Source organism: Thermogemmatispora aurantia (assembly GCF_008974285.1).
In the GTDB taxonomy this organism is placed as follows: domain Bacteria; phylum Chloroflexota; class Ktedonobacteria; order Ktedonobacterales; family Ktedonobacteraceae; genus Thermogemmatispora; species Thermogemmatispora aurantia.
In genome coordinates this window covers 634,365-647,530 of the sequence record NZ_BKZV01000002.1, presented here as the reverse complement: position 1 = coordinate 647,530, position 13,166 = coordinate 634,365, and the positions used below count along the sequence as shown (strand labels likewise).

Below are 13,166 nucleotides of genomic sequence, written 5' to 3'. Positions count from 1 at the left end.
TACAGCTCTGCTTGCTTGCTTGTGCGTTTGCTCGTTTGCTCGTTTGCTCGTGCCGAGATGCCAGAAGTGTTCTCTGGCCCTGAGCCTACCAGGCGCCGATGGTGTTACCCATCGCTCAATCGCACTATTTGCGGCTTGCTTGTGCAGGAGGAGCTATGTGCTATGGCCTACTTCCTTCAGCTAGTCTTTGCGGGCGCAGCCCAGGGGTGTATCTACGCCCTGATCGGGCTGGGCTTTAGCATCATCTTCAAGGCGAGCCAGGTCATCAATTTTGCCCAGGGCGAGCTGCTGCTGGTCGGCACCTATGTCGTGGCCAGCGCTGTCCTAAACTGGCATCTGCCCTTTTTGCTAGCGCTGCCGCTGGGACTACTGGTCACGATTGTCATCGGCCTCCTCTTTGAGCGCCTTGTGCTGCGCAGGATGATTGGTCGTCCGCCTTTCACTATCCTCATGATTACCATTGGTCTGGACATCATTCTGCGCACGCTGGTCATTGTAGGCTGGGGTTCGCGCACCATTCCGGCGGCCACGCCTTTCGCCGTTACCAGCGGCTTCAATGTGGCCGGCGTGCATCTGGGCAGTAGCGATCTCTGGACCATTGGCGTGACGATTGTGCTCTGCGCCGCCCTCTACTATTTCTTTCGCCACACGCGCTACGGGCTGGCCATGCGGGCCACAGCGCTGGATCAAGAGGCGGCCCTGGCTATGGGGATCGATGTGCGCAATGTCTATGCCCTGGCCTGGGGACTGGCGGCGGCCATCACGACGCTTGGCGGCGTCCTGCTGGCGATCGATAGTCTGGCCATTGATCCCAACTTTGGCAATGCGGCCCTGGTGGCTTTTCCGGCCATCATTCTGGGCGGCCTCGACTCGGTCAGCGGCGCAGTTATCGGCGGAGTCATTATCGGTCTGACCAGCGTCCTGACGGCTGGCTACGAGAGCCGCCTGCCGGCGGTGGTTGGTACCGGTCTGCACGAGGTAACGCCCTATCTGATCATGATTCTCATCCTCATGATCCGTCCCTATGGTCTCTTTGGCTCAAGAAAGGTAGAGCGCATATGATCGCCACAAGGGAGCCTGGCCCTAGCCGTCTTCGTCAGGAGTTGCCGCGAGAGGCCGAGCCGCCTCGCTTGCTGGGAAGCCTGGCGCGCTGGCTCTGGCTGGGGGTTGGAGTGCTGGCCTTGCTGCTCTTCTTCTCGCTGGCCAGCGACGACTGGTTTACCATTGTCAACTACTGCCTGATTGCGGCCATTGCCACCTTGGCGCTCAACCTCCTCTCGGGCTATACTGGTCAGATCTCGCTGGGCCTGGCCTTCTTCATGGGCCTGGGAGGCTATACGGCGGCGCTCCTGGGGGGCAATCCGCCCGCGGGACCGCTTGATCCCTGGGGCCTGGGCCTGCCCGTTTTCATCTGGCTGCCGGCGGCGGGCCTGGTTGCGGCTCTAGTTGGGGCGCTGATCGGGCCGAGCGCCCTACGCCTGCGTGGCTTCTATCTGGGCATTGTGACCCTGGCTCTGGTCTTCATCGGCAATTATCTGTTCCGCAACCTGACTTTCATCACCGGGGGGCCACAGGGGCGCAATTTCCCGGTGCCGGCCTTTGGGGGCTTCTCGCTCGACCAGCAGAACAGTATCCTGGGCATCGCCCTGACCTCGGGTCAGCAATATTTCCTGCTCATCCTGGTGGTCCTCCTGCTCTCGGCACTCTTCGTCTACAATCTCAGTCGTTCACGCGTCGGTCGGGCTATGCGGGCCGTGCGGGATCACGAAGTGGGCGCTGCCATCATGGGGGTGAACCTTTTCGAGGTCAAGATGGGGGCCTTCGTGCTCTCCTCGTTCCTGGCGGGCGTGGCCGGTGCGCTCTATGTTTCCTATGCGCGCTATGTGATCCCCGACTACTGGAGCCTAAGCCTGTCGATCCAGTTTGTGGCGGCCATCATCATTGGTGGCATTGCCGATGTCTGGGGGTCGATCCTGGGGGCGGCCTTTGTCTTCGCCCTTCCCCAGGTCATCGACTACTTCTCGCTGCTACCGCCCAGCACTGGCGGTGGGGGCCTCAGCAGCGGCGATCTGAACGCGCTCCTCTATGGCTTGCTGATCATTGTCTTCCTGCTGTTTGAGCCAGGCGGAGTCATTGGTCTGGTGCGCCGTCTGCGCCCTGGCGGGCCTCGCCCTCAAAAGTTGGGAACGGGGGCGAGCGCGGGCGCGGCGGTCAAAGAAGGGAGTGAGAGCATCGAGGTAGTTGATCTTCAGCAGCGTCTCCCTGGCCCCGGCGAGGAGCGGGGGAGTGGCGGAACCGGCGCCTCCTGAGTGCGCCTGACGAGATCTGGACGGGCCTCGTCGCGTCTGCTTCCCTCTTCTTGCCTGCCACTTTGCCAGGCGGCCAGCCTGTGGTGGCCCACCTGCGCTTCCCTTCAGGTCTACAATCAGGAAGCCAGTAAAAGCGAACCAGCCGGGTTTTATGCAGTATCTTGTGCCTTTGGCTCGATAAGGGGGTAATTGTTTATGGCTACGAAACGCTTCTTGTTTGCCTGTATACTCATCCTCCTGGCCGGTCTACCGATCCTTGCAGGCTGCGCGAGTAGCAGCACGAGCAGTAGCTCGGGTGGACTCAAGGCGGGACCTGGCGTCGATCTCAATAAGAAGACGATCACGCTGGGCATCCTCTCGCCCTACTCGGGGCCAGTAGCCGGGCCGGTCGGCATCCCGATTGCCAATGGCGTCAAAGCCTTCTTCTATCACGTCAATGACCACGGTGGCATTAACGGCTTCAAAGTCCAGTTCATTGAACAAGATACGCAGTACAGCCCGCAGCTGGAGGTGCAGAAGTATAACCAGATTCGCAACCAGGTGCTGATGATCGCCGACAGCCTCGGAACGCAGCCAACCTTTGCCATTAAGGATCTGGCGGCTGCCGATCACATGCTGGTCTCGGCGGCGACGCTCTCATCGGCTCTGGCGCGCGAAAAGTATCTGATCCTCGTTGGCACACCTTACCGTCTGCAGGTAGAGAATGCTTTTGACTACATTGTCAATAAGCTCGGGGTCAAGAATCCCGCTACGGCCATCATCTACCAGAACGATGACTACGGCCAGGATGGACTGACGGGCTACCGCGAGGCGGTCAGTGTCTACCATCTGCATGACGTGGCCCAGGTCTCCTTTGCGGTCAATGATACCGATTTCACGGCCCAGGTGGCGCAGCTGAAGGCTTCCGGGGCGAAGTACGTCTTTATGACAACGCTGCCGACGGCGACAGCGACCATTATCGCCACCGCCTACAAGCTGGGCTACAATCCGCAGTGGATTCTGCAAAGCCCGGCCTTCTCGATTCAGCTCCTGGCAGTGCCGGCGCTCAAGCCGCTGATCAGCCGGGCCTGGGTCGTTTCCCAGGGAGCGGCCTGGGGCGATACGAGTGTGCCGGGGATGGCGCAGATGTTGCAGGACCAGGCCAAGTATTTCCCGAAGCAGCAGCCCGATGGCTACTTCGAGTTTGGCTATGCCGAGTCCTATGTGACTTACGCCATTCTGAAGAAGGCGATGGAAAACGGTGATCTGACGCGCGATGGCCTCTTCCGGGCCTTCGAGTCGCTGCAGTCAGTAGATATGGGAGGTCTGCTGCCGCCCGCGCACTATGGCTCGACGCCCGACCAGCGTGTGCCAACGCGCGATTCTGTGATCTATCAGGTTGATGCTACGCAGCCTGCCGGCGTTAAGCCGATCTCGCCGGATTTCACCGGGGTGGCTGCTCAGCAGTCTCATTTCTAGTCAGGCGTGCTAGCTCGCTCCTTTTCTTCCCTGTCTGCCCTGGTGTGTGGTTGCTCATGACGACCGGCTGCCTTCTGCCTGCGGCCTCGCAGGATAGAGGCAGCCGGTGAGCAACTCGGCTGAACAATGCCCCTGGATCGGGCCAGTACAGGCTGCTACCCTACCGTTCTCTCCATACTCCTCGGCTCTGTCTTCTTCCTGTGCTCTGACGGCGTGACTACTGTGTCCAACCTGGCTGGCCACTTGTGACACAGGCGTGCTCGCTGCGCCCCGCGCCAGCAGTCCCAGACCCGCTTGGCCTGCTTCCTGCTCGCTTGCCTGACCCAACCGGTCTATTCGCTTGCACTTGCAGCGATGAATGTCAACCCGGACACGTATATATTAAGTGGAAGCTATCAAGCTTCCTGCTCGGTGACCGACGCCGACTCTCTGGCCGAGCGGAGAAAAAAAGGCCCTGACTGGCTTGTCCCTTGCTGGCAGCGGTCTCGACGCTTCAGTGTACAGGGTGAGGTCAATCAGAGTCTGGTTTTATCGCTTAATTATTGAAATTTATCGAATCTTAGTCTCCTGTTGAGCATTTCCTGATGCAATGTGGGGCATACCCTCTGTTGCAGCAGGAGTGCGCCACACGTGCGGGCTCTCTGCGTCCCGGGGCTGAGTGTTCTGCGAGAGAAGAGGGTTCATTGAGCATGGCGACTACAAGTGAACTGAAAGAAATTATGCGTGAGCTTGAGCTGGTCGATATCGGCGATGCCGCCAGTTACCTCGGTGAGGAGGCGATGCCGCTGCAGGAGCTGCCCCACAACGAGCCACCGCAGTCGCTGCTTGAGCATGCTCCTGGTCATCCAGCGACCTGCACCTGTATCTTCTGTCAATTATTGCATGTCTTATAGAGCAAAATAGCTGCTCCGCTTCAGCGCTTCACCTTGACAACGGGGCGCAGGCTGTGGCGACTCCCCACCACCGCCGGCGCCCCGTTGCTCTGTATTCGGCAGCCTCTGCTCCAGGCTAGCTGCTGTAGAATCTCAGTAGTGGGCTTCCAGCAGGATCTTGATGCGCCGCTCGGGATGGGGCATGCCGCTGGTGCGGATTTGTGCGACGACGGCTTCCATGTCGTAGGGTACGCGACGAATCTCGCCCTCCCAGTCGCTGCCTTGCCAGCTGAGAATACCGTAAGCGGCGCGCCGATCTCCATCGCGTGGCAGGCCGCAGCTGGCTACATCCAAGAGCAACAGTCGCCGCCAGCGTCGCTGATAAGCGATATGCAGGTGGCCGAAGGCCAGGGCGCCGATCTGTTCATCCAGGCCACCGAGCAAGCGCTCCAGTTCCTGATCGGAGGCGTTAGGAGGGATGGCGTCCTCCAGATTGTGCGGGTTGGCGTGCACAACCAGGGCATCGCTGCCATTGGGATTGGTCACGCGGTACGAGAAAGGCAGGTTGCGCAGGTAGGCGATGCCTTCCGGCCCGATCTGCTCACGCGTCCAGGCAACAGTACTCTGTTTTTTGCGCCCTTTCTCGGGGGCGGCGCTCACCACCTCCTCATCGACGTTGCCTTTGATGACCGGGCAGCCGAGTTGCTGGACAATAGTGAGCACCTCGCGCGGGCGGGGGCCATTCAAGCAGAGATCGCCGGCGATGACCAGCTGATCAATCGCCGGTTGACGACGCAGGTCTTCCAGCACGGCCTCCAGGGCCACCTGATTCCCATGAATATCGGAGATAATGGCGATGCGCATAGTGAATCTGCTATCCTCTCCTTAGAGCGAGCGACAAGAGCAGGCGATTCGTTACCTGCCGGGCCAGGCAGCTGCCGGGTTGGCTGCCACCTGCTGGCTTCTTGCCTGGCACGGCTCCCGCTCGTCATGGACCGACCGGCCTGTCTGCTGCAACGGAGGTAAGAGCCGATGGAACACATCATCGGTGTCCTGTCGGATACCCATATTCCGCGCTTCAAGGCCCTGCCCGAGGCCATCTGGCGTCATTTTGCCGATGTTGAGCTGATCATTCATGCGGGCGACCTCTCGGTGCTCTCCGTCATCAACGAGCTAGAGGCCATCGCGCCCGTCGTAGCCGTGCAGGGCAACGTCGAGAGTGACGAAGTGCGGAGGGCGCTGCCCCTCAAACGCGAGCTGGTGATCGGCGGCTGTCGCATTGGGGTCGTTCATATCCTCAGCCCAGACAGCGCGCGCCGGCGGCGCAATGAGGAGGAGGCGCTCCTGGAAGCGGCCCGCCGCGAGTTTCCGCAGGCGCGCTGCGTCATCTTCGGCCACACCCACGTTCCCTATCTGCGTCAACAAGATAGGCTGCTGCTCTTCAATCCCGGCAGCGCTACCGATCGGCGCAGTCAGCCAATCTGCACACTGGGCCGCCTCTACATTGAAGACGCCAGCGGCAGCCCGCGCGGGGAAATCATCCCTCTCACCTAGTCGGCCTTCCAGCCTGGCGCCAATGGCGGAGCTGGCGCGCGCCGCGGGGCGGGCCAGGCCAACGGGCGCCGCGTGGCGACGATCAGCGGCGTGCTCGCAGCACTTCCTGTCCTCCCAGATAGGGGCGCAGGGCTTCTGGAATGCGTACCGAGCCATCGGGCTGCTGGTGGTTCTCTAGCAGCGGGATCAGAATGCGCGGTGAGGCGATGGCCGTGTTATTAAGCGTGTGCACGAACTTCACCTTGCCATCGCGATCACGATAGCGGATATTGACGCGCCGTGCCTGCCAGTCGTGGAAGTACGAGCAAGAATGTGTTTCCCGATAGCGGCCCTCGCTGGGAACCCAGCATTCCAGATCGTACATGCCGACCTTGCCATCACCCATGTCGCCGGTGCAGACGTTAACCACGCGATAGGGGATCTCCAGAGCCTGAACCAGCTCCTCGGCGTTGCGAATCAGCTGCTCGTGCCAGCGCACCGACTCCTCGTGTGAGGCTTCGCAGATCACATACTGCTCAACCTTGTTGAACTGATGGACGCGGAAGACGCCGCGCGTATCCTTGCCGTAGGTGCCGGCCTCTTTGCGGAAGCAGGGGCAGAAGCCGACAAAGGTCAGGGGCAGCTCCTCGTAGCTAAGAATCTCGTCCTTGAACATGCCCGTAATCGAGACCTCGGCGGTCCCCACGAGGAAAGTATCCTCGCCCTCCAGGGCATAGACCTGGTCCCGTCCGCGCGGAAACTGGCCGTTGCCAATAAAGCAGAACTCGCGCGCCATCGCTGGTACGATCAGGGGCGTGAAGCCCTTAGCGGCGATGCGATCGAAAGCGAAGTGCAGGAGGGCCATTTCAAGGCGGGCGGCGTCGCCCTTGAGCACATAGCTGCGCGAGCCGGCGATTTTGGCCGCACGCTCCATGTCGACCAGGTCCAGCTTCTGCATCAGCGTGTAGTGGTCTAGCAGCGGAAAATCGAACTGCGGCTTCTCTCCCCAATAGCGCACCGGGACATTATCCTCCTCACTAGTGCCGACCGGGGCCGAGGGATCAGGAATCTGGGGTACCAGATAGAGAAGCTGCTGACGCTGCTCGGTAAGAGCCTCCAGCTGCGGCTCTAGCTCCTTGAGGCGCGCCGCCAGCTGTTTGCCCTCGGCGATGAGCGACTCGCGCAGCTCCTTATCTTTGCCTGCCTGTCCGATGCGTTTCGAGAGCTGGTTTTGTTCGGCTCGCAGTGTCTCGACCTGGTGTTGCAGCTCTAAGACCTGGCGATCAAGGGCCAGAAACTGGTCGACATCAAAATCGCTCTGCTTGAGGCGTACAGCCTCCTTGACAAGCTCGGGATGATTGCGAATAAAGCCGAGATCCAGCACGAAAATCCCTCCTTCTGCTCTTCTCGTCCTCAAACTTGGGTCCTGGGCCTTGGTCTGTAGCAGGTCGCGCGCCTGACAACTGACCGCCTATCACGGTCCTGCAGCAATAAAAAAAGCGTTATCGTCCACTGTGCAAGGACGACAACGCTGATGGCTGCGTTGATCGTGGTGCCACCTTTGTTCGGATGCTCTGCTGCCGGCCAGCCAGAGGGCAAGAGCCCCCAGAAACTGGCTGCGTAGAGCCATCCCTCATTTGGCCTGTTAACGGAGGCCACCGCAAACGCTCTTCGCGTGAGCTCCCAGGTGGATTCCCTCACCCCCGGCACTGCGTTGCACCAAACCGCAGCTCTCTAGCGCTCGCAGGCATGAGGTACTTGTCCTGTTCTTCGCCTTTACTCAATGGTTGTGTTATTGCTCGTTGCTGCTCCGCTTCTGGTACGATAGGATAGCAGAGGCGCAGGCGCTCTGTCAACCAGGCTGGGACTGGGGGAGTCGGATTGACGAGGTCAACGGTCCCTGGCTTGAGCCAGGGGCTGGCCCGCAGCTGTATTGGCCCGGGCTGCAGGGCTGGTTGACAGCAGCCCACTGCCCCGTAGGACAGGAGAGCGGAATTGACCTGTTTGCTCCCCCGCCTCCTCTGCACAATGAGGCACAGCCGTTGCTGGACACCAACAGGCCAGTGCCTTCAGTCTCAAGAGCAGGATACCATAGGAGAGCCGGCTGTCTCAACCCCAGGGTGAGGGTGAGCAGGAAGCCGCCTTCCTCCCCTGGATGAATCCAGGGGTCCCCGGCGCCATATCTTTATGGACAAAGCGCTCCGACCTGGTTGCCATCGCCTGTCTGACTCCAGACCACAGCACTGGCTGCTCACTAGTGAAGGACCCAGACCTGGGCATTACTGAACTGAGCGACACAGGGCAGCTGATCATCGATGGCGGCCACGCCGATCGCCCCCGCTGAGAGCGTATGGTCATGAACGCTCCCCACAGCCTGCTCATTGACATAGAGCACGATGGTATCTTGGCTGGCCAGTACACCCAGAATATTCGTCTGCGTCAGGCCGCTGCTGATCGCTGGGCTGAAGCCGGTCAGCAGAGTTTGGGCCGTTTGGCCCTGGTAGAGATCGAGGGCGAACGAGCCATTGATGCTCACGCGGAAAAGATAGTAGCTCTGACCATCGGCGCTGGCGCGGAAGAGCAGGCCAGCCTCCTGGCCACTGGTGATCGTCAGCTGGACCTCGTAGACAAACTGGCTGAAGTTGGTGCTATGGGCAAGGCAGGGCTGTAACAGCCCCGCGTGGCCGGCCCTCGCCTCGTAGGCGCCGTTGTTGAAGAAGCAGCCGGTCCCGGCATCGCTGAAACCCTGGTCCCAGCTGTGGGACTCGTCAGGAGTGCTCAGATCGTCGCTAAAATCTGGGTGACCCTGGGTAATCTGGCTGAGGCGCTCGTCGTAGGTGGTGGCCGTTGCCGTGAGCTGGCTGGTCTGAGCCGTCGCCAGACTCTGGGCCGTGGCGGTCGCATAAATAGCTGCCTGCTGAGTTGCCAGACTCTGGGCCGTGCCGGCGGCCTGGGCGCTGGCGCTGGCCAGGACATGGCGTGTGGCCAGGGCGCGCGCTGTGGCCTGGGCTTGCAGCACAGTCGTGGCTTGTCCTGTGGTCAGTATCACCAACAGAACCGTGCTCGCCAGTAGCAGCAAGGCGGCAAGCGAGCCATAGAGCCACCACTGGCCGCGTGAGAGTCCAGCAGGCCGCTGCCGGAAAGAGACTGGCTCGGCAGCAGGCACTTTCACGAGTGCTGTTGTCTCAGCCTGCTCTTTCACCTCTGCCGGCCTTTCTGCAGACTCTTCACTGCCATCCGTCGTCATTGGCTCCTTCCTGTGAACCGGCAGCTGCTCCGGCTCTAGACCGTTGACGCTTGACCGCGGGTGGCTCGATTGCTGCTTTCCGGGCATAGATAGCGCTCCCTCGCTTGACAGTAAGCTTCTCTCCTTGTGCTCCTCTTTGCTACTATAGCATGGACGCTGCTTGCAAGACTAGCCTCGGTTAAGCCTGGCAGGGCGGCCATGGGTTGGGGTCGAAGCTCTGCCGTACCTCGAAAAGAAACGGCCAGGCGGGAGAGAAGAGAGAGGGAGGGCTGGCAGTCTCGGAGACGGCAGGACAAAGCGTCCCCCATCCCCGTGTTGACCAGCGTCCCTGCACTTGGGTCTGCGGCCCTGATCTGATCTCTTTGGCTGGCCTGCTTCTTCCCACCTTAAGGGCTTCCTACAGCTGCCAGATTCTTACGTTCTGAAAGGCCGCATCGGCGGAAATGTTGCCAGAGTTCAGGGCAATGAGGGCAACCATGCCGCTCGTCAGCGTGTTATCGTGGACCGTAGAGAGGTAGTGCTGATTCACGAACAGCATGAGCGTATCTTCCTGGGCGATGACGGTCAATGTATTGCTCTCGCCGAGATTGGCGTTAATGGCAGTGCTGACACCCTCGGAGAGATAGCTCACATTGCCGTTGCTGACCTTGCTCAGCAGGTAGGCGCCGCTGGGGCTGATCGTGAAGCTATAGAAGCTGCGCGTGCCCTCGTTGAGGCGGAAGACGAGGCCCCCCATTGTCTGGAGACCGCTCTTGTCGCCCTTGACCATCGTCATATCGACCTGGAAGGCCAGATTATGGTACGTCAGGGCGTTAGCCGCGCAGGCCCAGGCCGGCGTGCTGCTTGTAGTCAGGATGTGCAAGGCACCATTGCTGAACTGACAGCCACTGCCGTCGTTATTGCGTGTATCATCCCAATTGCTGGCACTCTGGCTGGCCAGCGAGTCATTCACCTGGGGTGTTTGCGCCGTGATATAGCTATAGAACGCCGAGGGATTGCTCTGCAGCGCAGTCACCGTTGCTGTGGCATTAGCTCGGGCGACGGCTGTGGCCGTCTGATGGTTGAAGGCCAGGGCCGTCGCACTCTGGGCCGTGGCCGTGGCGGCGGCGTGCTCCTGTCCTGGGCGGATGACCCCGAGGTAGACGACGCTTCCCAGCAAGATCATGACACAGATCAACAGGATGGCCAGAATGAGCAGCAGCGTAGATCTCCCTCCTCTGGTCTGACCTGGCGCTGGGACCCCTGGGGCTACTGGCTGTGGATACAGCGGCCAGCTGGCTTGCCCCTGTTGGGGGAAGACGGCGCCACCCTCTCTGGCAGTGCCCGCCCCTGGCGTCAGGCCAGGCGAGAAGAATGCAGAAGGATAGCCGGGCTGGGCGGGACCGACGGGGCGGGAAGATCCTGGCTGCGGAGCTACCGCAGGCGGATAGCCTGGTGGCGTTGAGGGGCCGCTCTGGCTGATCTGACTGGGGGGCTGAGGCGGCGAACCTGCGGCTGGTGGCTGCGCGGGCAGCGTCCCCGACATCTGAAACTGAGCTGGTGGCTGCGCAGGCGCAGGCGAGGCTGGAAAGGCGCCACTCAGACCGGGGTAGGAAGGAGTGCTGGCTCCGGCTCCAGCAGGCGGCATCCAACCATAGCTAGTGGCCGCCTCCTGCGGAGGCTGCACCGGCGTTAAACTGCTGGGGCTGGGAGCTGGCGAAGACGTCGGAGCTGGCGCTGGTCCACTGGATGGCCCACCCGCCGGTGGCGCGCCCGCTTCGGCATCGGCCTGAGGGCGCTCGCTCTCCATGCCTGGCGTCTGAGCCTCTCTCGGCTGAGCGGACGCTCCCCCCTCGGAGCTGGCTGGCGGTGTCTGCGGTTGCTGCCAGCGTGAAGGCGCACGCAGCGTAGGCTCGCTATAAGGCGCGCGCAACGTGCGCTCACTGTCCTCAACGCCGCTCGCTTTGCTGCTCTCGGGGCGGGACTGAATCAGCGTATCGTCCGGGCTGCCGAACGTACTCGGCGGCGGGGTCTGCTCCTTCTCTGGCTCCAGCACATTGTAAGGAGTAGGAGCGCCGCAGGAGGGACAGATCCGTGCCCCAGCGGGCAACTCGGCCTTGCAAATCTGGCATTGCATAGGTAAGAAGATCCTCCTCAAGGGCTGGACGTAGTGACTCCCTAAAGCATCTTCAGCATAACATGCTTTTCAATCTATGCCAAGAGATCTCATCATTGCTTGTCAGAAGCGAGCCGAGGGCGGCAGTATCAGAGAACGAAAGCCGAACCCGGCCCTAGGCTGCTATCTCTGGCGCTGGTCTGGGGCAGCCCTGTCCCTGTGGCCTGCCCTGTTCCTGGTCCTGCAGCAGGCAGGGTAGGCAGAGGCGATTAGCGCGACCAGACCTGGAGCTGAGAAAAGGCGGCATCGGTCACATGACCAAGATCAATGGCGAAGACACCAATCTGCCCTGCGCTAAAGTTCGTATCCTGAGCGCTTCCCACGTATTGCTTATTTATATAGAGAAGTATCGATGATCCGTGGGCGATCACCGTCAGCAAGTTGTCCTGGCCAGTTGCTGTATGGATGGCTGGCGTTGGGCCGCCGACCAGAGCATTGGCCTGTGTACCATCGGAGAGCATGAGGCTATAGTTTCCGTCACTGCCAACGAAAAAGAGGTAGCCGGTGCCGCTATCGGCATTCGCGCGGAAGACCAGGCCGCCGCCATCGCCTCGCGCCAGTCGCATATGGACCTGCAGCGTGAAGTTAGCGAAGTTTGTGGCCAAAGCCAGGCAGGGGATGAAAACATGGTCGCTGGCAACGATCGAATGCAGGCTAGACCCGGAGAAGGAACAGCCCTCGCGCAGGTTGCTGTCCAGTGTCCACTGGTTGCCGTTCTGCCCGGTCAAAGGATCGACCAGGGTTGGTGTCCCCTGGGTGGCTGCTGTATAGGTAGCCTGCTCGGCAGTGGAGGTAGCCGCAGCGACGGCGGTCGCCTGGGCAGCTGCGGTAGCCGTGACGTGAGCCTGGGCGATGGCGGTCGCTGTAGCATGGGCCTGGGCCTGAGCGGTACCCTGGGTCAGGGCCGTCAAAGCGGCGCTAACCGTGGCCGTGGCCTCTGCGTGCAACTGGGCCGGATGATAAATGCCACCGTAGATGAGCAGGCCAAGCCCCGTCAGGAACAGAAAGAGCATCAAGATGAAGCCGAGCCGCAGCGAGCGCGACAGAACAGAACTGCTCTTTGTTGAGAACTCGCTGCGCTGAAAATGGGAGGGGCGCTGTGGCCCCTGTGGCGTCGGCGTCGCGGCCAGCGAGCCAGGCAGAACGGTGGCACCTGGCTCGTCCCAGCTACCTCCGCTGGCTCTGGGCGCGGCTGGCACGGTCTCCGAAGATAAGGATGGGAGACCATCAGCTTGCCCACTCGCCCCAGACTGATCCTGCCCCACCCGTAGCGCTGCTCCGCAGACAGGGCACGTGGTATAATCCGCTGGCACCGCGGCGTAGCAAAACTCACAGTGCCTGACCATGAGATCTCTCAAACCTCCTGCTCTCTCAATATTCAGCATCCTCGTGCGGCGGGTTGTGCCCTCTGCAACCGCGCCCTCAGCTCGCGCGGAAGGCTCCTGATCTGCATTGGGAGAGGCTCTAGCTTCTCTGCTCGCTCGCACTGGGTAGCGCTGTCCATTCCCTCGACAGATTCTTTCGCTTCAAGCAAGCCGTTTGCGGAAGATCAAGACTAAAATGCTCTACTCAGCCTCGCACCTTCGCTCTCA

10 protein-coding genes and 1 other annotated feature are annotated in these 13,166 nt (G+C 61.1%); of the genes, 5 read left to right on the top strand and 5 right to left on the bottom strand.

Annotated features, from left to right (window positions below; all coding sequences use genetic code 11):
* Nucleotides 1-162 precede the first annotated feature (162 nt).
* The 4 genes from KTAU_RS09345 to KTAU_RS09330 all read left to right on the top strand — a co-directional run bounded on the left by KTAU_RS09345 (nt 163) and on the right by KTAU_RS09330 (nt 4,660).
* Nucleotides 163-1,062 carry a branched-chain amino acid ABC transporter permease gene (locus tag KTAU_RS09345; RefSeq protein WP_170293174.1) on the top strand — a complete coding sequence of 300 codons (900 nt, stop codon included), beginning with the start codon at nt 163-165 and terminating at the stop codon, nt 1,060-1,062.
* Nucleotides 1,059-2,309 (top strand): branched-chain amino acid ABC transporter permease, encoded by a 1,251-nt coding sequence (locus KTAU_RS09340; RefSeq protein ID WP_151728127.1) that lies wholly within the window; start codon nt 1,059-1,061, stop codon nt 2,307-2,309. The genes KTAU_RS09345 and KTAU_RS09340 overlap by 4 nt, the downstream gene beginning before the upstream one ends.
* Before the next feature lie 195 nt (nt 2,310-2,504).
* A complete protein-coding gene (locus tag KTAU_RS09335; protein ID WP_151728126.1) occupies nt 2,505-3,767 on the top strand; it encodes an ABC transporter substrate-binding protein in 1,263 nt (420 codons plus the stop codon).
* A gap of 689 nt (nt 3,768-4,456) precedes the next feature.
* A complete protein-coding gene (locus KTAU_RS09330) occupies nt 4,457-4,660 on the top strand; it encodes a hypothetical protein (protein WP_151728125.1) in 204 nt (67 codons plus the stop codon).
* Nucleotides 4,661-4,792: 132 nt separating this feature from the next.
* Here KTAU_RS09330 and KTAU_RS09325 read toward each other — a convergent pair whose 3' ends face one another.
* Nucleotides 4,793-5,503, bottom strand: a complete 711-nt coding sequence (locus tag KTAU_RS09325) for a metallophosphoesterase family protein (RefSeq protein WP_151728124.1) — start codon at nt 5,501-5,503, stop codon at nt 4,793-4,795.
* 168 nt (nt 5,504-5,671) lie between these two features.
* On the opposite strand from KTAU_RS09325, the gene KTAU_RS09320 reads away from it, so the two are divergent.
* On the top strand, nt 5,672-6,193 hold the full coding sequence (locus tag KTAU_RS09320; protein WP_151728123.1) for a metallophosphoesterase family protein: 522 nt from the start codon (nt 5,672-5,674) through the stop codon (nt 6,191-6,193).
* 82 nt (nt 6,194-6,275) lie between these two features.
* Here the strand turns inward: KTAU_RS09320 and serS are convergent, their stop codons facing one another.
* The 4 genes from serS to KTAU_RS09300 all read right to left on the bottom strand — a co-directional run bounded on the left by serS (nt 6,276) and on the right by KTAU_RS09300 (nt 12,920).
* Nucleotides 6,276-7,556, bottom strand: a complete 1,281-nt coding sequence (gene serS, locus KTAU_RS09315; protein ID WP_151728122.1) for a serine--tRNA ligase — start codon at nt 7,554-7,556, stop codon at nt 6,276-6,278.
* A gap of 131 nt (nt 7,557-7,687) precedes the next feature.
* Nucleotides 7,688-7,952, bottom strand: a binding site (T-box leader).
* Between the two features lie 474 nt (nt 7,953-8,426).
* On the bottom strand, nt 8,427-9,506 hold the full coding sequence (locus KTAU_RS09310; protein WP_151728121.1) for a hypothetical protein: 1,080 nt from the start codon (nt 9,504-9,506) through the stop codon (nt 8,427-8,429).
* 310 nt (nt 9,507-9,816) lie between these two features.
* Entirely contained in the window at nt 9,817-11,535 is a 1,719-nt protein-coding gene (locus KTAU_RS09305; RefSeq protein WP_151728120.1) for a hypothetical protein, read from the bottom strand.
* Nucleotides 11,536-11,783: 248 nt separating this feature from the next.
* The gene (locus tag KTAU_RS09300) at nt 11,784-12,920 is read right to left on the bottom strand and encodes a LamG-like jellyroll fold domain-containing protein (RefSeq protein WP_151728119.1); all 1,137 of its coding nucleotides are present in this window, start codon (nt 12,918-12,920) and stop codon (nt 11,784-11,786) included.
* Nucleotides 12,921-13,166 lie beyond the last annotated feature (246 nt).